Origin of the sequence: Paenibacillus sp. J2TS4 (genome assembly GCF_018403245.1) — a bacterium.
Taxonomy (GTDB): domain Bacteria; phylum Bacillota; class Bacilli; order Paenibacillales; family NBRC-103111; genus Paenibacillus_L.
Genome location: NZ_BOSH01000010.1, coordinates 12100 through 35005 on the forward strand (window position 1 = coordinate 12100; position 22906 = coordinate 35005).

Annotated in this window: 19 protein-coding genes; 12 read left to right on the forward strand and 7 right to left on the reverse strand. The window is 48.2% G+C overall.

What is annotated here, in order from left to right; translation table 11 throughout:
• Positions 1–13 precede the first annotated feature (13 nt).
• Positions 14–1123, forward strand: a complete 1110-nt coding sequence (locus KJS69_RS19635) for an ROK family protein (RefSeq protein ID WP_213585499.1) — start codon at positions 14–16, stop codon at positions 1121–1123.
• On the opposite strand, the gene KJS69_RS19640 is transcribed toward KJS69_RS19635, so the two are convergent.
• The 4 genes from KJS69_RS19640 to KJS69_RS19655 all read right to left on the reverse strand — a co-directional run bounded on the left by KJS69_RS19640 (position 1082) and on the right by KJS69_RS19655 (position 4609).
• Entirely contained in the window at positions 1082–1516 is a 435-nt protein-coding gene (locus KJS69_RS19640) for an SLC5/6 family protein (protein WP_306434420.1), read from the reverse strand. The genes KJS69_RS19635 and KJS69_RS19640 overlap by 42 nt on opposite strands.
• Positions 1517–1544: 28 nt before the next feature.
• Positions 1545–2534 (reverse strand): Gfo/Idh/MocA family protein, encoded by a 990-nt coding sequence (locus tag KJS69_RS19645; RefSeq protein ID WP_213585501.1) that lies wholly within the window; start codon positions 2532–2534, stop codon positions 1545–1547.
• Positions 2531–3544 (reverse strand): Gfo/Idh/MocA family protein, encoded by a 1014-nt coding sequence (locus KJS69_RS19650; protein ID WP_213585502.1) that lies wholly within the window; start codon positions 3542–3544, stop codon positions 2531–2533. Before KJS69_RS19650 ends, KJS69_RS19645 begins: the two co-directional genes overlap by 4 nt.
• 210 nt (positions 3545–3754) lie before the next feature.
• The gene (locus tag KJS69_RS19655) at positions 3755–4609 is read right to left on the reverse strand and encodes an AraC family transcriptional regulator (RefSeq protein WP_306434421.1); all 855 of its coding nucleotides are present in this window, start codon (positions 4607–4609) and stop codon (positions 3755–3757) included.
• Between the two features lie 113 nt (positions 4610–4722).
• On the opposite strand from KJS69_RS19655, the gene KJS69_RS19660 reads away from it, so the two are divergent.
• The 9 genes from KJS69_RS19660 (at position 4723) to KJS69_RS19700 (ending at position 15533) form a co-directional block, all read left to right on the forward strand.
• Positions 4723–5733 carry a Gfo/Idh/MocA family protein gene (locus KJS69_RS19660; protein ID WP_213585503.1) on the forward strand — a complete coding sequence of 337 codons (1011 nt, stop codon included), beginning with the start codon at positions 4723–4725 and terminating at the stop codon, positions 5731–5733.
• A gap of 13 nt (positions 5734–5746) precedes the next feature.
• Complete coding sequence (locus KJS69_RS19665; protein ID WP_213585504.1) at positions 5747–6679, forward strand: aldo/keto reductase; 933 nt, start codon at positions 5747–5749, stop codon at positions 6677–6679.
• A gap of 690 nt (positions 6680–7369) precedes the next feature.
• A complete protein-coding gene (locus KJS69_RS29745) occupies positions 7370–7831 on the forward strand; it encodes a WGxxGxxG family protein (RefSeq protein WP_249730627.1) in 462 nt (153 codons plus the stop codon).
• A gap of 34 nt (positions 7832–7865) precedes the next feature.
• Positions 7866–8033 carry a hypothetical protein gene (locus KJS69_RS19675; RefSeq protein ID WP_213585505.1) on the forward strand — a complete coding sequence of 56 codons (168 nt, stop codon included), beginning with the start codon at positions 7866–7868 and terminating at the stop codon, positions 8031–8033.
• A 251-nt stretch (positions 8034–8284) separates the two neighbouring features.
• Positions 8285–9955, forward strand: a complete 1671-nt coding sequence (locus KJS69_RS19680) for a type 2 periplasmic-binding domain-containing protein (protein ID WP_213585506.1) — start codon at positions 8285–8287, stop codon at positions 9953–9955.
• Between the two features lie 139 nt (positions 9956–10094).
• On the forward strand, positions 10095–11045 hold the full coding sequence (locus KJS69_RS19685) for an ABC transporter permease (protein WP_213585507.1): 951 nt from the start codon (positions 10095–10097) through the stop codon (positions 11043–11045).
• A gap of 33 nt (positions 11046–11078) precedes the next feature.
• Positions 11079–11969 (forward strand): carbohydrate ABC transporter permease, encoded by an 891-nt coding sequence (locus KJS69_RS19690; RefSeq protein WP_213585508.1) that lies wholly within the window; start codon positions 11079–11081, stop codon positions 11967–11969.
• Positions 11970–12080: 111 nt separating this feature from the next.
• Complete coding sequence (locus KJS69_RS19695) at positions 12081–13931, forward strand: sensor histidine kinase (protein WP_213585509.1); 1851 nt, start codon at positions 12081–12083, stop codon at positions 13929–13931.
• 3 nt (positions 13932–13934) lie between these two features.
• On the forward strand, positions 13935–15533 hold the full coding sequence (locus KJS69_RS19700) for a response regulator (RefSeq protein WP_213585510.1): 1599 nt from the start codon (positions 13935–13937) through the stop codon (positions 15531–15533).
• 71 nt (positions 15534–15604) lie between these two features.
• Here KJS69_RS19700 and KJS69_RS19705 read toward each other — a convergent pair whose 3' ends face one another.
• Positions 15605–16585, reverse strand: coding sequence for a DMT family transporter (locus tag KJS69_RS19705; protein WP_213585511.1), 981 nt, complete (start codon positions 16583–16585; stop codon positions 15605–15607).
• Between the two features lie 226 nt (positions 16586–16811).
• On the opposite strand from KJS69_RS19705, the gene KJS69_RS19710 reads away from it, so the two are divergent.
• Both KJS69_RS19710 and KJS69_RS19715 read left to right on the forward strand, forming a co-directional pair.
• Positions 16812–17684, forward strand: coding sequence for a LysR family transcriptional regulator (locus KJS69_RS19710; protein ID WP_213585512.1), 873 nt, complete (start codon positions 16812–16814; stop codon positions 17682–17684).
• 353 nt (positions 17685–18037) lie between these two features.
• Positions 18038–18724, forward strand: coding sequence for a stalk domain-containing protein (locus KJS69_RS19715; protein ID WP_213585513.1), 687 nt, complete (start codon positions 18038–18040; stop codon positions 18722–18724).
• Between the two features lie 60 nt (positions 18725–18784).
• Here the strand turns inward: KJS69_RS19715 and KJS69_RS19720 are convergent, their stop codons facing one another.
• Positions 18785–19198 carry a hypothetical protein gene (locus KJS69_RS19720; RefSeq protein WP_213585514.1) on the reverse strand — a complete coding sequence of 138 codons (414 nt, stop codon included), beginning with the start codon at positions 19196–19198 and terminating at the stop codon, positions 18785–18787.
• Positions 19199–20156: 958 nt separating this feature from the next.
• Entirely contained in the window at positions 20157–22904 is a 2748-nt protein-coding gene (locus KJS69_RS19725; RefSeq protein ID WP_213585515.1) for a DEAD/DEAH box helicase family protein, read from the reverse strand.
• Positions 22905–22906: the final 2 nt, after the last annotated feature.

The following is a 22906-nucleotide window of genomic DNA, read 5'->3' on the forward strand; positions in this document are numbered from 1 at the left end:
AAGAGGGGTGACCGTGTCTGTAAGAGGACCTGCCTTATTAAGAGAGCAAAATCAAAAAAAGCTCATTCATTTATTAAGGAAGCACAAGCAAACTTCCAGAAAAGATTTGGCCAAGCTAATGGGCGTCAGCAAAAATACCATTTCCTTAATCGTAGATCGATTTATTAATGAAGGGGTTATTAAAGAAGTAGGCATTAAGGATAGCCACAAAGCGGGCCGTCCCAAAATTTTAATTGAACTTAACGCTGACGTCTTCAAATCGCTTGGCATCACTCTATCCAACGAATCGATCGATTATGTTGTAACGGATTATTGCCTTAATATCATCGATAAAGGCTCGGATAAAGTGGACAGCAGACAGGTCGGCGAAGTCGTTGCCTATCTAACTCAGCTCATTCAACGGACCAAGCAAGAGCATGACGGATTAATTGGTGTGGGCATTGGCATTCCCGGAATTGTAAACACAGAGGAGGGCATCGTATATGTTTCTACGAAGCTGGGATGGAAGGATGTCCCCCTCCATTCCATGCTCACACAATCGGCCATGCTTCCCGACTCTATGTCCTTGATCATCCAGAATAGCGTGAAGATGACGGCCCTATGTGCCGCATTAACGAAAGAAATTCATCATAATCCCAGCTTCTTTTATATTCGCATTGGCGAGGGGATTGCCGGGGCCTTCTTTCAGCACGGACAAATATGGGACGGGGTCAGTTGGACTTCAGGAGAAATCGGACATCTCTCTGTTGAGCCTGCAGGACCTCCGTGCAGCTGCGGTCAAATTGGCTGTCTGGAGCAAATGATCAGCATTCGCTCCTACTCACAATGGATGTCTGATCGTGAGAAGATTCCAACACAGGTGCAAATAGATACTGTGCAGAAGCAATACGGAAAATATTTGGGAGCTGCATTAATCAGTGTTATCAACATTATGAATCCCGGTCTGATTGTCATTGACAGCCCCTATAACTCGAATACTTACTTCAAGCAGGCTGTGCTGGATTATCTTAGGGCCAACGCTTTGGAGATTCCTTTAAGCCAAACCAGAATCGAGTTTAATGAACAACCTTATATTCAATCTTTAGGGGCTGCCGTCGCGGTTATTCATCATTATGAGCAATGAGATGGCTCCGATCGGCAGCATGATATGGGAAGTGATAAAATCTACCCAATCAAAAAACGATTTGCCTCCGAATGTAAGACCGGAAACATTGCCTAGCGATAAAAGAGATGGAATACCTAGTACAAACAAAATGATAATGACGATACAAACGGCCTTTATCGTGCTCCAATAAAACCGTTCCATTCCATAGGAAACCGGAACCTCGAGCAAGGATACGGCCGAAGTCAGCGCCGCGAATGCGAGGAATACAAAGAACAAACCACCGAACAACGTGCCAAGCGGCATAGCCGAGAAGGCGGCGGGCAAAGCAATGAAATGAGCGACGGCCCCTGGTCGGGAGCAATGCGTGATAGGACTGACGAATCCCTTAAATTGCAAAAAAACGAGGTGCACTATACAGTGCACCTCCATTGTTTCTACCCTAAGCCAGCTTAACCGGCTGGCCCTTCTTAATGGATTCATAGGCGGCCAGTGCTACTTCGGCCGATCTTAAACCATCCTCGCCGGTAATCGGCACTTCCCTTTGTTCGCGAATAGCATCGAGGAAGCCTCGGACGAGCCCCTCGTCCATGCCGTCTGCCCAACTGCTCCATTTAGCTTTGACGCTGTCATCATTGAACACTTCGTTCTTCTGAGCGAAGGAGTCTACAGAAATCACTCCCTTGGTTCCGATGATCTCCATGGTCACGTCGCCCCACGTCGGGAATGATTTCGGCCTCGACCAGCTCGTGTCGATCACGGCCACAATCCCATTCTCAAACTTGACATGAACGAGTCCGGCGTCGTCCACCCCAATCTCATGGAATAATGTCCCGGCTTCTGCATAAACCTCCGTTACCTTGCTGTCGAGGATCCAGTTCATTAAATCCATGACATGGACGGTATGATCAAGCACCGCGCCGCCACCGGACAAGGATGGTTCAATGAACCAGCTGCCAGGCATGGTTCCGCGGTTCGTGCCCTTAATCGCGAGAATTTCCCCGATTTCTCCGCGTTCAATGGCTGCCTTGGCTTCGGTTACCGCAGTAATATACCGGCAAGGAAAGGCGGTCATCAACTGAACTCCGTTATCCTTGCAGACACGGATCATTTCTTTCATCTCTTCTACCGAAATCCCCAGAGGCTTCTCGCAAAGCACATGCTTGCCCGCTTTGGCAGAATCGATCGTCAACTGTGCATGGTGTACGTTCTCCGAGCAGATAACGACGGCATCAATATCTGTCTCCAGAAGCTTTCGATAATCTTCATAGTAAGCAATAGAATGCCTCTCGGTCAGTGCTTCCACCCTGCTCTTTACTTCGTCGGCGATTCCGGCGACAACCACCCCGGGAATGTTCATCAGAGCCTGGAAATAGCTATTGGCATGGCCATGAGCAAAGCTGATCATTCCGACTTTAAGCGCTGCTGTCATACGTTCTCCCTCCCGACTTCACTTTGAAACTGGGCCATATCAATGACCGCTCCTGTACGAATGGATTCGAGCGCTGCCAGGGAAATCTCCACCGCACGGTATCCGTCCTCCGCTGTAACGAGCGGCTCAGAGCCTGTACGGATGCACTCCAGAAAATGCTCCAATTCATAATAATACGGATCATGCAGCGTAGGACTGGCTGACCGGTAAGCCGTTCCTGCGCCGGCTTCACTATCCGCTGTTTTATGAATGCGCACTGAATGGGCCTGCTCGCTGTTGAAGCGGACCACTCCTTTGTTCCCCGCTACTTCCACTGCTGTAGTGAAAGGACCGGGGTAACCCCAGAACGCTTCCAGATTAGCCATCGCTCCATTGTCAAATCTTAATGTAACTAAAGAATAGTCCATATTCTCAGTGCTTCGCTCCATCGCATAAACACTCTTGATCTCTCCGGCAATCCCGCGGACAAAATCAATATCGTGAATCATCAGATCCATAATGACTCCGCCGCTTTTGCTCTTGTCATTATACCAGGCTTTGGTTTGACCCGGACGACCGCCGACTCTCTTCGTATGTATAACTCCAACATTTCCTACGGCGCCGTTCATTACCTGGCGGCTAATATCCCTGTAGCTTGGGAAGAACCGGACGACATGGGCAACGAACAAGTTAACATCATTAGCCTTGCAAGCCTCTATCATTTCGCGTGCTTCGGATAATGTCGGAGCGATTGGTTTTTCACAAATAACATGAACGCCCTGCTCAGCTGCCTTAATCACATACTCCTTGTGCAAATGAGTGGGTAAACAAATGCTAACCGCCTCCGGCTTTGCCTTCGCGAGCATGTCTTCAAAGGAATAGTAGGGCTGCGTCTCAAATTGCTCTGCGGTCGCTTTGGCCGCTTCTTCAACAAAATCACATACTCCGACCAATTCCGCTCCGGACAATTGTTGGTAAGCGTTCGCATGAGTTTTCCCCATAATTCCGCAGCCTAAGACTGCCACTTTCATATCGAAAACTCCTCCTCTATCTTTAAGAGATTATTCAAAGAGTTGTCTGGGCAAACCTTTGGACGTACCGTTGGAGGTTGCCTGATCCTCTCCTACTCTTGGGAACCATATCGGTCCCCATGGACATTGTACAACTATTTAACGATAAAAAGTACAACATTTGATAAAAAACTAAGTTTTTTATAGAAGAAATTTTAAAATACCCAGATGCTAAATGAAGGAACGTCTGCTGTACAAATCGCGAAACTCGGTCGGAGTCATCCCTTCATGCTCCAGGAAGCGCTTGTTGAAATAACTGGCACTTGGATACCCGCACTCTTCCGCGATCCGTTTGACCGGCCAATCCGGCTGCTCCAGCAGCCGTTCCTTGCTGAACTGGATTCTGCACAACGTAACGAAGGACAGCGGCGTCATCCTTGTCGTCTTGCGGAAAAGCTTGCAAAAGTAATACGTGCTTACCCCCGCTTGGTCCGCCCAATAATCCAGATCAAAAGGCTGACAAGCCTGTTCCTGCATCCGCGGGAGAAGCTCGTCTATCCGTACTGTGGAAGGCGCATTTGCTTTGGCCGGCATGAAGGGCACCGCTTGCATCATAAATTCGGTAAGCAAAGCATACGTCAATGTAGACAGTCTCGTATCGTGAAGCAGAACATGCCGCTCGGCCTCCTCCATTAATTGCTGATGAGCCTCTTCCAGCAGGCCCAATTGTTTCAATGACCACAGCGTCGAACGGTGAAAACCGGTATCCATCATAAATTCGTTTAATTTGTTCCCGTAAAAATGCACCCAGCGAATATTCCAAGGGTCTTCCTCGGATGAGCCGTACTGCTGACGCTCATATGGAAAATAGATAAAGGCGTCCCCCTGCTTAAGCGTGTAGGACTTGTCCTCGATCTCAACATAGCCTTTGCCATCCAGAACAAAATGAATGCTGAATTCATTCAAGGCTCCCTTGCTGCGCTTAACCACATGATTGGGCTCTTCCCAATACCAGCCGACAGAAACCGGAAGGCATAGAAACCGATGCTTAGGAATGGTCGGCAGATGCCTTTGCCGCATCACCATAAACTCCCCTCCATAGATGACAATATCGTTTTATCTATATCAATATCCTATTATATTCATTTTAGAATGACTGATTTATAATAACAATATACTTTTATCAAGGAGCTGAGGAGATGAGCAACAGAAAGCTGCAATGGGGCATTATGGGGTGCGCCGGCATTGCCATTCGTTCAGTGATTCCGGGAATTCAAACGTCCGCCAGAGGGGAAGTCGCTGCCATTGCAAGCCGCGACGAAGCCAAGGCCAGGGAAACCGCAGACAAGCTTGGAATTGCTAAAGCATACGGGAGCTACGAAGCTTTGCTTGCTGACGATTCGATTGATGCCGTTTACATTCCCCTGCCTAACAATATGCACAAGGAATGGACCATCCGTGCAGCAGAGGCGGGCAAGCATGTATTATGCGAGAAGCCTTTTGCGCTGGATGCCCGCGAATCCGAAGAAATGACCGAAGCCTGCGCCAAAGCAGGAGTGCATCTGGCCGAAGCCTTTATGTATCGTCACCATCCGCGATATGAACATCTTCGAGAGATTATCGCTGCGGGTGAAATCGGTGAACTGCGCGGCGTTCATGGCACGTTTACTTTTAACAGCTCCGCGAATACAACCAACTTTCGCAACAATCCGGCTATGGGAGGCGGGGCCCTCTATGATATCGGGGTCTACCCGATCAGCGCGGCGCGGCTCGTTACCGGTCTGGAGCCGGAAGCGGCTACCGTGCATGCCTTCTTCTCCGAGCGCCATGGCGGAGTTGACATGATGGCTTCCGGCCTGCTCGAATTTCCCGGGGGGATCGGCTTAACCTTCGACTGCGCCATGTGGGCCGCCGGCCGGAACACGCTGGAGATATTGGGCACCGACGGGCGAATTGAAGTGCCTTCTGCTTTCGTATGCGATCCTGGTACTCCCAGCGTGTTTTATGTAATCGCCAAGGGTGAGCGCAAAGAGGTGGAATTCCCGCCCGTCAACCAATATTCCCTTCAGGCTGACGATTTTGCCGCCACCGTACTGGACGGAGCGGCTTCTGTATTTGACCCGCAAGACGCAGTGCTGAATATGCGGGTGGTCGATGCCTGTCTGGAATCGGCTCGAACGCGCTCCCGCGTATCTATCCCTCATAAATAGGAGGTTAACAGAAATGAATTTTATCTCCATTAAAGGTTTGGAAACCAAAGTATCCCAGCTCATTATGGGCTCCGATTATTTCATGCCGGAGAAGATTGAGCAAGTCAGCGACATTCTGGATGCTTATGTTCAGATCGGCGGTAACACGATCGATACCGCCCACATCTACTGCGGGGGCAAAAGCGAGCTGGCCCTCGGCCTATGGCTCCAGAATCGGGGCAAGCGCGACGATATCGTGATCTTTACCAAAGGAGCGCACCACGATGCGAAGGGGCCACGTGTGAATGCGGAGGCCATCGAGCACGATCTGATGACGAGCCTCGAACGGCTGCAGACCGACTACGTGGATCTGTACGGATTGCACCGCGATGATCCGAACGTTCCCGTCGGTCCGATCATCGAAGCGTTGAACCGCCATATCGAGGCCGGACGAATCCGCGCTATCGGCGCGTCCAACTGGACGCATGGGCGCATTCAAGAGGCGAACGATTACGCGGCCGCTCATGGGCTGCAGGGCTTCTCTTTCAGCAGCCCGAACCTGAGCCTGGCCAAGGCTAATGAGCCCTATTGGGAGGGCTGCGTCACCGCCGATGCCGAGACATGCGCATGGCATGCCTCCAGCCAGCTGCCGCTGTTATCGTGGTCGTCACAAGCCCGCGGCTTCTTCACGGGACGGTATCGTCCCGAGGACCGCAGCGATGCCGACACGGTGCGCGTCTTCTACAGCGACGCCAATTGGGAGCGGCTGCGCCGCGCCGAGGAGCTCGCCCGTAAGCGCGGCGTCACCGCCATTCAGATCGCGCTCGCTTACGTTCTGAATCAGCCCTTCCCCACGGCGGCTCTGATCGGTCCGCGGAATCAGGCGGAGATGGAATCGTGCGCGGAAGCGACTCGGATCCAGCTGACGCCGGAAGAGATGGATTGGCTTGAGAAGGTAGAAGCTTAAGCTTTGTTGGCATTTTTGCAACCTTGCAGGGAAACCTTACTGTTTAAATTAATTTGACCTCTCGGGCATTGATGGAAATATTTATTAGAGTGGGTTTATTGAGTGTTGATTGTGGACTTATTCCAAGTTATATGAAATTTACTGGATAGTTAACTAGGAATTATTGGGGATTGATTCTGCACTCATCACCTCTCTTTGGTTGGTCATTGGATTCTCATTAATTACCTGTGAATTTTCCTTTTCAGTTCATTCGGATTCTTTTCGGCTCTGGCTTACGGTCAGAGCCTTTTGTTTATGTATTATTGATTTGAAATGGATCTGCCGGATTAAGGTGCAGTAATGCACTATAATTTTGCTAAATTTCCATATTTAACTTATTAGGGTGCAAAACTACCCTTTAAAATGCTACTTTTTGAGAAAACCCCGATTTTCTGTTAATCAAGGTGCACTTATACTCCTTATTTTCCAAAAACGACAAAATTATAGAATTCAAGTGCATTTTTACCCTTGAATAATGGATTTTGTCCATCTCGCTTTCTCCACTCCCTGAAAGTCTGATATTGCGGTGAAAGGGCTTCTCGTTTAGGCAGCAGCCATTGGTTGTGACAGTTATTTATGGCATCTGCCAGTTATTGATCATTATAAAACCTCGCTTAAAGCAAACAATAACCTAAGTGAGGAGGTGATCAAATGAAAAAGATAAGTGCCTCGATCTTGTCCTTAGTTCTTGCATTTATGTTTACTTCCACGATCTTTGCCGAATCTTCTCCTGCTCCTACATTAAAGAACCATACGTATGGAGTAACGGAGCCGACGGACAAAACGGTTGCTCCAACGACTGCGCCAGCAGCACCGACTGCGCCAGCAGCACCGACTGCGCCAGCAGCACCGACTGCGCCAGCGGCACCAGCTGCGCCAGCGGCACCGGCTGCGCCAGCAGCAACCAATCCCCCAGGGGCCAAAGTGGATGGCCTCAGAATGCGCGGCACTGACGGCATAACTACCCCCGGAACCACGCCAACCTATACAAACAGATCCTATACCACCCGTGAAACGGGAACGTTCGGTAACTGGAGCTGGCTGGGCTTGCTTGGATTAGTTGGATTGGCCGGATTGATGGGCCGCAACCGGGATCGGGGAGATCAACGTTAAACGCCGGGACTTCGCCACTAGGAGACGATGATCAATGAAAACCGAAAATTCAGCTAAAGAGATTCATCAGCGAGAACAGGCCCTAAATCAGGGGAAACCAGCCGGTAAATGTATGGACAGTATGGAAAAGCATGAAACCGGCGTGGATAAAATAAACTCCGAGAAAATACGGTACGACCATGCTGATAGTATTTACGAATAAACCCGCTTCTAGCGGGTTTTAATATGCTATATTGCTTAGCTTCAAATCACATCTTACATATTATGTTTTCCCTGCCTCCTCTTTATACAACTGTCTTACAACTGTCCCCTGTTTTTTGGCTGTAAGTCAAAAGTTATTAGATTACCATCGAAAGTTAAAAAAATACTATAGGATTTCCAAGCTTCGTTAGCTACAATTTTAATTGTAATCGTTTTCAAAGAAATGTGATTATTAGTAAAGGGGATGAATGAATGAAGAAGGTAAGGATCCGATCTGCATTAATGCTGCTATGCTCGCTCTTCTTGATTTTCTTGTTGGCAGCCTGTAACTCCGACAAAGGGGCGAACGGAACTACACCGCCTGCGGACAGCACCAATACGGATAAAGACGGGAATAAAGGGCAAGCAGAAGATCCCAACGCCAAGAAGTTGACACTGAAATGGTTCGTTAATGGTTCCAACAACTCCAATTTGCCTCCTAAAGATAAGGACTTCGTAAAGCAGGTTATTGAAGAGAAATTCAATGTCGATCTGCAAATTGAACACATGCAGGTGGGCGCAGATTTCATAACCAAGCTGAATCTGATGATGGCCGGACGGGATGTGCCGGATATGTTCATGTCCGATGGGGCTACCTCCAATACCTACATTAAAGACGGGTTGACTTTGGATATGACCGGACTTGTTACTCCAGAGAAAATGCCTAACTACTTTAAGTATTGGGTTCAAGAGGATGAACTGGAGCGTTACAAGGTTCAAAACAAATTTATGCGCGCCCCGGTCCCGTTTGCCAAGCAGCAATATGTATCCTATTATGTCCGCAAAGACTGGATCGACAATTTAAAAGCTAAAGGGGTTAACGTCGATATTCCTACCAACTATGATGAAATGATCGAGGTCATGAAGGCGTTCACCTTCGAAGATCCCGATAATAACGGAAAAAATGACACCAAAGGATTTACAACGATCGGTAACGGAACCCTTCCTTACGTCTACTGGCCTGAATATTTGAAGAACGGGCTTTATGGACTTGGACTGGTGGATGATCAATTGGTGGATGGGTATTCCGACCTGAAAATTGAACAAGTGCTGGATGATATTCGCAAGGTCATCGACATGAAGGTTGTGGATGAAGACTGGTTCCTGCAAAAAACCGGGGAAGATATTAATAAAGCCGCTCAAGGCAAGGCCGGAATTTTCTGGGGTGCCGCCCGGACCGCTGCTTTGGACAACGATCCGAACAGCGTTCAATTTAAAACAAAAGAAATTCTAAGATCCGCAGGAAAAGCGGAAGAAGCGGAAAAAGTCGATTGGCAGCCCTTCCATCCTTTCGCGGATACCGGTGTAGCCACGGAAGCATTGCCTGGCAACCCGTTCATGTTCGGCAAAGATACCCCCATTGAAAATGTGGAAAGAACTCTGCAAATTCTGGACTGGATGGCTAGCGAGGAAGGCTTCCTGCTGGTCCGTTACGGGCAAGAAGGTGTCCACTACAAGAGAGATGGCAATACCATTACCGTGGATGCGGATGCCTATAAACGGGATGTCATTGATCAGGGAGATTTCCTGAACATTTATCAATTCTTCGCTACAGCGGATGAGCCGCAAGTGTTCGGACTGGACGTGGTCCGCCCCACAGAGACGGATCGCGACCGCGCTATTCTGGAGCATGTGCGTACTTATAAATATTTGCCATCCATCGGTACGAACGTAGCTCCGCCGGAAGGCTACAACCTGGCCGACTTCCGTAACCAGCTTTATTCGGTCTTGACGAAGATCTTATTCGAAGAAAAAGACGCCTCCAATTGGCCGCAGTACCGCGAGGAGCTAATGGAGAAATACGGTGGCCGGGCTGTCTTTGAAGCCTATGCCGAACAAATGTCGAAAGCTCATGGCCGGGATATAACGTTCCGAGACAAGTAAGATGAAGCTGGATCGCTAATGGTGTAGATGGCATGAGTTTGTATATATCGTAGAGAAAGCCAGCTTTCTCTACGATATATAATTTTTGGACTGACCATCCTCCAACACCCTACATTCTTAGACAAAGGAGTCCATATAGATGAAACCTGAAATCGCCGTGCCGCTGAAAGCTAAACAGAACCGGCCGAAAGTCCAGTGGAAATCGATTTATCGGGCCCGTTGGTTTTACTTGATGATGCTTCCCGGTCTGGCCTATTATTTAATTTTCAACTATTTGCCGATGGGCGGATTGGTCATAGCTTTTAAGGACTACAATTTGCTTAAAGGAGTTTGGGGCAGCGAATGGGTAGGCCTTGATAATTTTCGAGAAATCTTTTCCTCCCCCGATTTCTTTATCATCCTGCGCAACACGATTCTCATCAGCATTTACCGGATTATTTTCGGAATGTTCCCCGATGTCATATTGGCTTTGATCTTGAATGAAATTCGCGTAGGATGGTTCAAGCGCGTCGTCCAGACGATTACTTACGGTCCTCACTTTTTATCCTGGGTTATCGTATTCGGAATCGTCTTCGCCTTCCTCGCACCCGGATCTGGACTATATAGCCAATTCCATCAAAACATGGGATGGGGAGAGATTAATTTATTGACCGATAAGAGCTTCTTCCGGCCGCTGCTCATTATAAGCGATTTATGGAAAAGCACCGGCTTCGGCGCCATCATCTATCTGGCCGCTCTGTCCTCCATAAACAGCGAGCTGTATGAAGCCGCCGTCGTAGACGGAGCCAGCCGCTGGCGGCAGATCTGGCATATTACACTGCCGGGGATCCGCGATGTCTTCCTCCTTTTGCTAATTTTGCGCATAGGTCACATTTTGGATGCCGGATTCGAGCAAATCTTTATTTTCCTGAATGCCCGTGTCTATGAAGTGGGAGACATCATCGATACCTGGGTTTACCGGCAAGGATTGGAGCAGCTGGAATTCAGTATTTCTTCAGCAACAGGCTTCTTTAAATCGATCGTTGGCTTTATTCTTGTTATCGGCGCTAACAATCTTTCCAAAAAATTTGGCGGCTCCGGAATTTGGTAGAACATCATTAGCATCAGGTTAGGAGGCATAGATATGTCATTAGTGCTGCATAAAACAAAGTCGGATCGGATAGTCGACGCCATTCTGTACATTATCTTAACTATATTCGCGCTCGCCTGTTTGTTTCCGATCTATTACGTCTTCATCATGTCCATCACCCCGTTCTCCGAGGTGCTGAGCCGCGGCGGATTCGTCATTATCCCGAAAACCGTCACCTTTGAGGCCTACAAGGAGATTTTCTCCAGCCAGCGCATTCCCCAAGCTTTGAGGGTAACCGTATTCGTAACCGTAGTCGGAACGACATTGAACTTGATCACCACCATCTTATTGGCTTACCCGCTATCCAAGAAATTCGTTCCGGGGCGCAATTATTTCCTGCTGGCTATCGTGTTTACGATGCTTTTCAACGGAGGACTGATCCCTACTTATCTCGTCGTCCGCGGAATTGGATTGACCAATACGATCTGGGCGCTGATTATACCCGGACTCGTCTCCGCCTTTAACATGCTGATTGTGAAAACCTATTTCCAGAATCTCCCGGATGAAATAGAAGATGCGGCGAAAGTGGATGGCTGCGGTGATTTTCAAACGATGTTTCGCATCGTGCTGCCTCTCTCCATGCCGATCCTGGCGACCATCGGACTTTTCTATGCGGTTGGTCATTGGAACGCTTTTTTCGGAGCGATTCTGTATATTAGCGACAAATCACTCTATCCCATTCAGCTCGTCCTTCGCAATATGATTCAGAATCCGAACGTCAGTCAGGAACTGCAGCTGATGAACTCCCAGATTATGCAGCAGCTTCCGCCGGAAACGATCAAGATGGCCACGGTTGTAGTTGCGATCCTGCCGATTCTCGCGATCTATCCGTTTTTGCAGAAGTATTTTGTAAGAGGAATGCTTATTGGCGCCATTAAAGGATAAGCTGATCGATTTGGAAAGTTGGAATCGTTTAACGGGATTTGAAAAGGTTTTCGCGACCTTCTGATCGAATGAATAGTTTAGAGAAAATTCGTTCTGGTTGGGAGGTCAACTATGAAACTTCTGAATTGGTTTGCGAATCGATGGGTCGAATCCCTCCAGCTTCGTCTGACCATTTACTTTCTGCTTATTCTGGTCCCGCTTGTTTTTGTCAGCTTGTTTGCCAATTTTGAATCCAGGTCTATTCTGGAGCAGCAAGTTAGCGAACGGATCCAGAATGCGATGGTGGGAGCGATGGAATATATCGACCTTACCGTGCAGAATGTCGAGGAGCTGTCGATGATCATCGCCATGGACAGCAACATCAATCAGAAATTGACTCAAGTGGAAGCCAAGACGCGGCATGAGTCGAATTACGATTTCAGCCAGGTCCTGTCGAGCATCTCGAATATTAGCTCCATCAATCCGTTATTGTCCCAAATCTCGATCCTTCATGCCTCCTCCGGGACGGTCTTGTCCACCAAGTTCGGGGGAAAACGAATAGATAACATAAAGAATCAGCCTTGGTACATGGAAATCCAATCCACGAATAAAGGAGCCGGGATCTGGTTGATTCCACGTCAGGATCAGCCCGGCTACGACATAGAGCTGCAATCTATCTTCAGTCCAACCAGCATTACCCTGATGCGGTTGATGGACTATTTCAATCCAGACGTTAGCAATGTTGTCATGATCACTATTAATAAACAAAAGCTGCTTCAGATGATTAGTAATTTATCTAATTCCAAAGAAGAAAAGGTCTATTTATTCAATGAGAACCAGCAGCTGGTTGCCGCTACGACGGATGAGCCCATGCCCGCTATGATGGAGGACTACCAGAATATACAAGGAAGTACTATCCAGACGGCGATGGATTCCCAGCACGAGCTCATTGTTACTCGAATCCATTCCAAGGAGACGGGATGGTCTGTCGTGCTCGTGCAGCCGGTCCAAACTATCCACGCCCCATCCAATAATTTAAGAAAGTTTACTTATTATATTATTGCTGTAAGTATTCTATTGACCGTCATCATCGCTTGGGTCGTCTATCGTGGAATCTCCTCTCCCCTGGCCTCTCTGGCGTACGGGATGAAGCAAATGCGGCAAGGAAATTTGAACACTCGTTTACCTATTGACCGAAGAGATGATTTCGGCAACGTGACCCGATCTTTTAACGATATGGTAAAGGAGCATAGACATTTGATCAAAAATAATTATGAGCAGCAGCTACTGATGGCGAAAACCGAATTGAGGTTATTACAATCGCAAATTAACCCTCATTTTTTATATAATACACTCGACTCGATTTATTGGAAGGCGGAAAATTATGAAGCTGGAGAAATTAGCGAGATGGTGCTTAATCTCTCCAAATTTTTTAGAACCAGTCTTAGCAAAGGGAAAGATGTGTTCACGATCCAAGAGACGATGGAGCATCTTAATTATTATTTAACGGTCCAGAGGCTGCGCTACGCTGATCATTTTGTCGTCAAGTTCGATGTGGAGGAATCTTGCAATCATGTCCCTCTGCTCAAATTAATTCTTCAACCATTAGTCGAAAACGCCATTCTTCACGGGTTGGAAAAGAAGTCCGAAGGAGGGGAATTGCTCATTTCCTGCAAAGTGCAGGACGAAACTTTAATCCTTAAGGTGGAGGATAATGGCAAAGGAATAGAAAGCAACAGGCTTCATGCCATCCGTCAGGAACTAGCCAAAGTTTCCTACAATGATTATAAAGGCTTTAGCGGAATTCAACCGGTTTATCATGAATTTTTTGGCCTCCGGAACGTTAAGGCGCGGCTTAAGCTCTTCTATAAAGAACAGGCCGATTTAACGATTGACAGCACGTTAAATTTCGGGACCGTAATCACCATTTCGATACCGCTGCAAAGCTGCTATGAACTGGAAACCGGGCAAGAGGAGGACTGAACTATGGATCTGATGATTGTCGATGATGAAGTTCAACTGCTCGATAATATGGCTCGCAATATTCCTTGGGAGGAGCATGGGATCGAAGTCGTTGCCACGGCGGGGAATGGCTCGGAAGCGCTGCGGCTGTTTCAAATCAACCGGCCTGATATTGTTCTGCTGGATATTCAAATGCCGGAAATCGATGGCTTGACGGTAGCAGAGCGGATCACGGCCATCCATCCCCGGGTCAAAATTGTCATTCTCAGCGGTCATGACGATTTCTCTTATGCACAGAAAGCGCTCGAATATAATGTCATCAAATATTTACTGAAGCCCGCCGGGTTTAAGGAAATTACGAATGCCGTTCTGGAAGCGAAGCAGCTGATCAGGCAAGAGCTCGACGCCCAGTACAAGCAAGAGCAGCTGCAAAAGAGCTGGGAGGACCATTTGCCGCAATTACGCGATACTTTTTATTTGAATTGGGTCTTGGGGCAATATGTTGGGTGGGAATTGGAGAGACGAAGCCAGGACCTGAAGATTGATCTGACGGCTATCCGCCATTTCGCAGTTATCGTTGTTGATATGGACCCGTTGGAGGAGGAAGAAACCCGCTTTACCGAAAGCGATACTTCCTTGCTCCGCTTCTCGCTGAATCAAATGGCCAAGGAGTATCTGCAGGAGGCCTCCTGCTATGTATTGAAGGACTATGATGATTCCACGATCTTATTTTTTGTAGATAAAACAGACAGACAAGAAAGTGAATTCATGACCGAAATCCATCGGCTAACGTCGAGGTTGCTAGTGCTTGTGGAAGAATATTTAAAAGTAACGGCCAGCGCGGGCATCGGCAATCCGGTACAGTCCAAGGAAGCGGTATTTGAATCCTATCAGCAGGCACGGCGGGCCTTGCAGGAACGGGTAATATACGGTCATAATCTGGCTATCCCTTATCACGGTAAGAAGGATGAGCTGGCCGAGATTCCGTTCAACCCTCCATTGGAAAAAATGCTGTCTAATGCCCTAAAGACGGGGAATCGGGAAAAGGCTATCGAGGTCGTTGACGAACTGATTCGCCTTGGAATCGGGCGGGCGGAATCGGTGGAGGAGGTGCGGGAGAACGCTTTGTATTTCAGCAGCCTGTTCGTGCGCACCGTCCACTCGCAAGGCTGGGCAATGCAGGAGGTCGTCGGTGATAATTATGTGTACTTTCAGAACCTCCATTCCCTGCAAACGAAGGAGAAAATCGTCCAATGGCTGCACAGTACAGTGCGAAGCATAACTCAATACGCCCAGCAGCTCAGCAGTTCAAACAGCCATCAGATCGTGGAAGAGATGATGAAATTCGTGGAATCGGAATTGGATCAGGCTATTAATCTGCATACGATCGCCCAGAGGCTGTATGTCAATTCCTTCTACTTATCGCGATTGTTCAAGCAAGAAACCGGTCAGTCCTTCACGACTTATGTTCTGGAGAAAAAAATGAAGCTGGCCATGGAAAGGCTGAACGCCGGAACGAAGGTCGTCGAAACGGCCCGATCGCTCGGCTATAAGGATGTCAGCTATTTCACAAAAGTGTTCCGCAAGTACTGGGGAGTGACGCCAGGCGAGGTGTTAGGCTAAAGCTGAAGTCCAGGCTAATATCGAATAACGCGCGCTCCTTATCGGGGCGCGCGTTCGCCGTCCATTGCTTCCTATGCCCTGCTCGCATTGCCCGGCACTCTCGGGCTCGTTAGCACCACCGGCTTGAGAGCTTTCGCTTTCCTTCGCTGGTACAGGTTGTTGCCGATCAGAGCCGCCATTACCAGACCGGTTCCACTCAGATCAAACAGGGTCAACTGGTATCCTTGTGCGACACTGACAACTAATGTAGTAACGGGGACGAAATTTATAAATAGGATGGCATTGATCGGCGTCAGCCATTTTACCCCTAAATTCCAGCTCAATAAAGCAATCACTCCGGGGAAGATAATCATAAAGCTCATTTCAGGGCTAATCTGAACAAGGGTTTCCACGGTTGGAACATGCAAAATTCCAAAGGCGGTCAGGATGGCGACGATGACCGCTGAGGTGCCTGTTCCCAGCAGACAGCTCAAAGCCGAATAACGAAGAATCGACCAGTCCGAATAACGATTCCCGCCCATTGTATAGATCAGCCATCCCAACACAGCAAGCAGCAGCAACCCTACGGCCAGTAAGGCATGACCCGACAACATAAAGGCACCCAAATCGCCTTTGGTTACAATAAGCAGCACGCCAACAAAAGCAGCACCTATAGTAAATACGGTAAACCGGCTGGGCCGAGCCCTTTTATAAATCCACATAAAAATAACCGACATCATCGGCATCAGAGCTTCCATAATCGAAGCGATCAAAATACCCGATTCTCCAAGCCAATCCTGCCCAAGGAAAATGAAAAAGTTATAGACGGTAAAGGCCATCGTTCCATAAAACCACAGAACCTTGCCTTCTTTCCCCATACGAAAAGCTTTCTTCCCTTCCTTCCACCATAGCAAGCCTATCAATACGATGGTTACGACAGAATACCGAATCAAGGAAAAATAAAACGCGTCTACATGCTTCATTGCGCTGTGGGCAACGGGAAACATGGCTCCCCAGGACATGCTGGCGAGCAAGCATAACAATCCCCCTAGTACTATGCGGTTGGTTCTCATCTCTGTCTCCTGTCCTCTTGGCGGGCTATTTATATGGATTACGGGGAATTAAGTTTATCCAACCTGTATCGGTTCGGGCTTCTCTCCCTTTTCCTCGTTCCCGCACTTATATAGTTCAACACAGAATGCTTATCCATCATATACGGAAATATTCATCATGAATAACGATTGAAAATGAATGCAGATATCATTATTATTGATACATAAAGGAAGGGGGCTCGGAAGAATGGAAATCAGCGACCTCGTTATTTTTCAAAGCGTGGCCAAGGAAGGCAGTGTCAGTGGAGCGGCCCGTCAATTGAACTACGTGCAATCCAATGTAACCGCAAGAATCAAGCAATTGGAGAAGGAGTTGCGAACCTCCTTATTTTATCGTCACAGCCGGGGAATGACGCTGACGCCGGAAGGCAAGAAGCTGCTGGAATACTCCGATAAAATCATATTTACTATGAAAGAAATGCAGAGTGCGTTTCAGGACCCTGATCAGCCGGCCGGCAACGTGGAGATCGGAACGGTCGAGACGGTCATCCGGCTGCCGCAAATTTTGTCCGTCTACTATCACCGTTACCCCAATGTCGACCTCTCTCTGGTGACGGGTGTAACGGAGGAATTGGTGCAGGATGTGATCCATCATCGATTAGACGGCGCTTTTGTGACGGGACCGGTTATTCATCCTCAAATTGTTCAGCACGAAGCATTTGATGAAAATCTCGTTCTGGTTACTCATAAAAGTGCAAGCGATCCTCATGACGAATTAAGAAACAAACCGCTGCTTGTCTTCGGTGCGGGTTGCGGCTATCGCGCCAAGCTGGAGCATTGGCTTCAAGGAGAGGGGATCTCTCCTGTTAAAAAAATCGAATTTGGAACTTTGGAGACGATCCTCGGCAGTGTAGCCGCAGGTTTAGGGATTACTCTCGTTCCGGAATTGACGGCCGCCACACTTCAGGAGCTTGGTAAAGTGAACACCTTTACGGTCCCTAGGGAGATTGGACAGATTAAGACCGTATTCATTCGTTCCACCGATTCCTATCTGACCAATTCGATTCAGAAGTTTATTGAAGTCATTGAGGCCTCTTCTGAAGAAGATACCCTTCTTTAACCGGTAGGATGGGAGCAAGATCAAAGGGTATGCTTGCGATGCTTATCCTGCACCTTCTCAAGTTCAGGCGGCCATAAGGCCTATAGTCTCAGTAAATAGGCAATATTCAGCAATTTTCCCCGAGGATCTTTAGGGTCTAAGTCTTATCTTTGGCTGAAAATCTCTGGTTTTCTTGAACTTTGCCAAATCCCCCCTTACAATGAGGATTTCATGATACTCGTTCAATAGACTCTGATCGGGCGCTAAGATAGCATTCCCTTCCCTGTCGCGTGGATTCAGGCCAAGCCTGGTGAGAGGGGTCCCCGTATCGGAGCTGTGAAATCATCAAATCTATACTCGGGAGGTTGTTACGAATGAAAAAAAAGGTTGTCGTACTGGCATCTACTGCCACTCTGGCACTCGGTTTAGTCGCAGGCGCAACAGCCGCGCCGGTCCTGGAGAATATCTCCGCTCATCTGAACTGGGGCATCCAATTTAAAGTTAACGGCCAGGATTGGACGGCCAAGAATCAGGAAGGCAACAAGCTGGCCCCTATCACTTATAATGATGATACGTATTTACCCGCAAGAGCCCTGGCGGAAGCCCTGGGGACCGCTGTCGATTGGGATAATGATACCCAGACGGTGATTATCGGCGAGAGACTGGAAACCGTTCAGATCAATCTGGAAAAGATCGATGCGGGCTACAGCAGCAAAGTAATGGCAACGACAGATAAGCAATATACCGTCCAGAACGGAGTCGATTACAAAGCGGGGGCAGTCGTTAGCGATGTGAACTCTGCCCAAAAAGACTTCAAACTGGTTCCGGATGGAAAGTATCAGAAGCTGGAGCTCGACTTCTTCGGATTAGAGCTTGAAGAAGACGTGGACATTAAAGTCTATGGCGCCAAAGATACGGTATTGAAGCATGTAATCCTTTCGTCCAGCTCATCCAACAGAAAAGTAGATTTAGACATCGGGGGATTGAAAGAAGTTAAAGTAGAATTCAAGAGCTCCCCCGGCGCCTCTGAAACAGTATTCACTACCGGAAATTATCGGTAATGGCAACCAAACCCGCCCGGACGGCCTAGCTTAGGCTATCCGGGCGGGTTTGGCAATGATTTAATCTACAATAGTATATTGTACGTATTGCGGTATCTGATTATAGTACATGTCGTTCAAGAAATTAAAGTTGTAGGTTCCTGCTTTTCCGGTATTGAATTCATAGTAATACGTGCTTCCGCCAGTATTGACCGAGATTCTTTTGGGAGACCCGATATAACTATGCGGCACCTTACTTTTCGAGATTCCTCCCTCGAAGGTTCCCTTTGGCGGTCCATAAGTTCTAACCAATAGACGTACGTGACCATCGTTTGTATAGAAGCTCTTCGTATGCATATACCTGTAAAAACTAACATCATCTTTATTTATTCTTGTTATTCCGCTTATTTTTGCATCCGCCTGATGGCTAAAACCAAGCAATACGCCAGCTGACATTACGATAGTCAGCGCAAACAGCGTTACTTTCCTTATCATAGGGTCTTCTCTCCTTTAATTATATTTCCTTATCAAAAGAAGGCTCAAAACCATAATCAGTCCTTGACATTGACAGGCCATCCTTGACAGATTTATCATATTAGAATTTCACTTGATAGATTGGCCCTCCAGATGGTCCTTGTCCGATTAAATGTAATTGATGCAGTTAATTCTCGCTAAATCTCGCTAGATCACCGGACTAAATGTAAAACCTACCGTTAGAAATGGGGTTAAAGAGGGATTGGATAGATTGGGACCGAATTAGCTGTATGATTTCCAGTTAGATTGCCAATAATCGTCTGATCTGGCTTATTTAGCTGTATAAAATCCAGTCTGCTTGGCGGCGAAAGAAAATCAAGCACTGATTATTAGGTTGAACTCAAAAGAATTACTCAATTTCCTAAATTAATTTAATTAGCAACCTCCTCTATTAAACTTGAACAAGTGTTAGATACAATTCTTTTCAAGTTTGTGTTGATATTACTTCTGTTTAGTAATTACATCCCTCCTACATTTACATTCATTATTTGCTTATGGGTCTGTGTTGCAATTCAAATTATAGTCTTCTTTCTTATTTAATACAATCGTACTAAATAACTGTTTTTATTATCTATTGATAGAAATAATGGCATGCCAAAAATAGTGGATCATGAGAAATTTTCATTACTGAAGCAGTATAAAAAAAAGAAGAACATAGCCAAGGCTGCGGAAGCTTCTTCTTGCCTTTTTGACCTTAGAATATGCTATCCCTTTCTTCATGAATGACTGCGAATGCTGCTCTACCTGCATGGATCGTACCTCTCTATCTCTCTTAAGCCAAAACTGGGGAGTGCCGACATAAAGCTATAGTTAGACTTGTTATGATTAGTCTTGCTATATACCTAGCTATAATATTATACATCTTTTCCCATCAAAAACTCCCTAACTTCACCCTTATTTCAAGCTCGTCCCCACTTCATTATCTCCATGCGCTGATCCGTTCGGATTTATCGGCAAAACGGGCCGACAGGGCTCTCATTCTGGCGGAAAGCAGTATTTTTCTCCCCTCCGTGGTTCTAGTGTATACGAGCTCTGCGGGACCGATGTGTTTCCGCCATAAGGCGGCAAACCGCTCCGCGTCCTCCTTCTTCCGGTCAATGGCCTCCGGCAGTGCATGGTAATCTCTTCGGGTCGCCAGCCTGGACCGGGATTCGCGGTACAGCAGATACCGGGGATTCTTTATGGGCTCCAGGACCTGTTGAAGGGCATTCAAAAAGAGGGTCTTCTCCTGCGTTGTTCCCCCTTCCATCCAGCAGACGATGGTTCCACCGTTCTCCTCGGCCTGAATGCGGTGTTGATCCGGTTCGAGCGTAAGAAGCTTCATGCCATACAGGGTTTCATATACCACTTGACCGACCTCGCGGATGCTTGATTCTAAGGACCGATGCTTCAAGTACAGAAAAACGGCTTTGTAGATGGAAGGGCAGGCCGGAATGACCGCCACAAGCATCGCGAGCAAAAGTTTTATCCAGAACGGATAGTCGCCGAACAGCACATTCGGACTGAAAAGGACATCAATAAACAAGGACACAAAGACAACAGTTCCCCATATAAGCAGCCCTTTGATCGTATGGGTAAAATAGTACGGCCGGGGGACCTGCTCCCTGTCGGCCACCAACTCCTCAGTCATATGGTCATGCAGAACGATGGCCTTTTTCCAGCGCTCATGCAGCATATGCCGGTTTCGTGCACGGGTAAAGGTATCCTCGTTCTTGACCTCTATGGTTTCGCTCGTATATTTGTCCATGAGGACATTTATCCTCCGGATTCCCGTTTCAATCGTTTCTCTGTCGACCGCCAGCCCGATCAGGGACCGGAACCTTCTGCTCAAGGATTCAAGGTCGCGTCCTCCCTCGGTTTGGTCCATATCGACGCAGGCCAAATGCCAAATGCTCGCCGTCTTATCGGGGTTGCCTTTTTCGGTCCGGATGGCTCTGCCCCTCATCTGGTTGGACAGCATAAAGGAGCCTACATAGGAAGCAATGATCAGAGAATTAATGCAGGGCGCATCCCAGCCCTCACCCAGCAGCGCGGCGGTTCCCACAAGCACCTGCAAGCCCCCTTGAGAGAACACTTCCGTAATAACGGCTACCAGCGCAGAACGGTTGGAATCCTTTAACTCAGCCGTAACATAGCGTTCGTCATGAGGAAGCGGCTTGCAGTCCAGGGGCACCCCGGCCCGTTCAGCCTCGGCCCGAACCAGGGGCATCGCCGAGACTGGAAGAACGACAAGCGAGCCGGTCAGGATGCCGAGTCTCAGCTCACCGCCCCATTGAAGGCGCAAGGTTTCGAAGATGGGAACGACACCAAGACGGCTTAACGGCTTGCTTTCGCCCTGTTTTTTCGGAAATACCTCTTTCCGGATATAGTCGGTCAAAATGACCATTCGCAAATTCCCCTTCAGGACGCTTCTCTCGAAAGATACGATTTTTCGAATGCTGTGCAGCTTGGAGACGCTTTGAACAAGCATCTTATCGAACTCGGGGGTGGAGCGTAGATAAACCTTCCTTTTTTCCACCGCTCCGATGCCCTTGAGTCTCCGGCGCAGCTCGTCAAACGCTTCCCTATTTGAATCCGCCCGTTCTTCCTTATACAGCAACCAGGTTAACAGCTCTTCCAGCCACTCTTCGCTAAGGTTCGGAACCGTTTCTCCTTCAACTCCAAGCACCGAAGCGGCCCGCTCCCATTCGGGATGACCGATCGCCTTCAAATAAATGACCATACTGGAGTAGTACGAAGGCGTAGACAGAATTTCTTCCAGGTGCTTCTCCGTCTCCACGATCCACGGGTGGGTCTCCACCGTTTCCCGCAGTGCGGCATGCTGCAACAGCTCCTGTCTCAGCTCTTGGACGTTCGTCCGAAATTTACGCAGCGGCTCATATTCCGCCTTCTCAGGCACGGACAAATTGACGTAGTCCTGATGGGGACACAGCTCCGACTCCCGCACCAGCTCCGGAACGCTGATCTCCGCATCAATGGGTCCGCACAGCTCGATATAGCGCAGCCATTCGGTCTGCTGGACATCATACGGCGGGGTAGCTGTAAGCGCAATGACGGTCGGCTGCTTTAATCCGGAACGAAAGTGGAGCGTGCTTTTCCACCAGGAGGAACGGAGGTGATGCGCTTCATCCAGAATGAGCGTCGTAAAGGACAAGCGTGCCAAGGCCTCCATGATGCTCCCGGCCTCCCCCTTGTCCCGGATCTCTTCCGCCTCCGAACCTTCCTCCCTCTCCGTACCGGAGACGTGCCCTTCCCCTGCTTCACGGGAATGAAGATCTGCGGCCTCGTGCTCCTCCGTCAATTCATCCGTCCCTGCCTCATCACCAGCCTTATACAAACTGTGCAAAGCCTGATAGGTCGTGATCGTGACAAAAGCCGGCTTCTTCAGGTTGGTGGACACCCACTCCGGCAGCTGGCTTGTCTGCAGAAATAGCTCCCTGAAACGGTCGGCCCATTGGTTTTTAATCGTCAGCGTCGGCGCCACAATAAACGTCGGCCCGTTCACCCGAAGCATCACTTCCAGCCCGAGCACGGTTTTTCCAGATCCGGGAGGGGCGACGAGATGGAGATGGCGGTTTTTTAAATGGTAATCCAGCTCGTCCAATATCCTTTTTTGATAGGATCGCCACGAATGGCAAAATGAGATGTTTAAAGGAAATTGCTTCATGT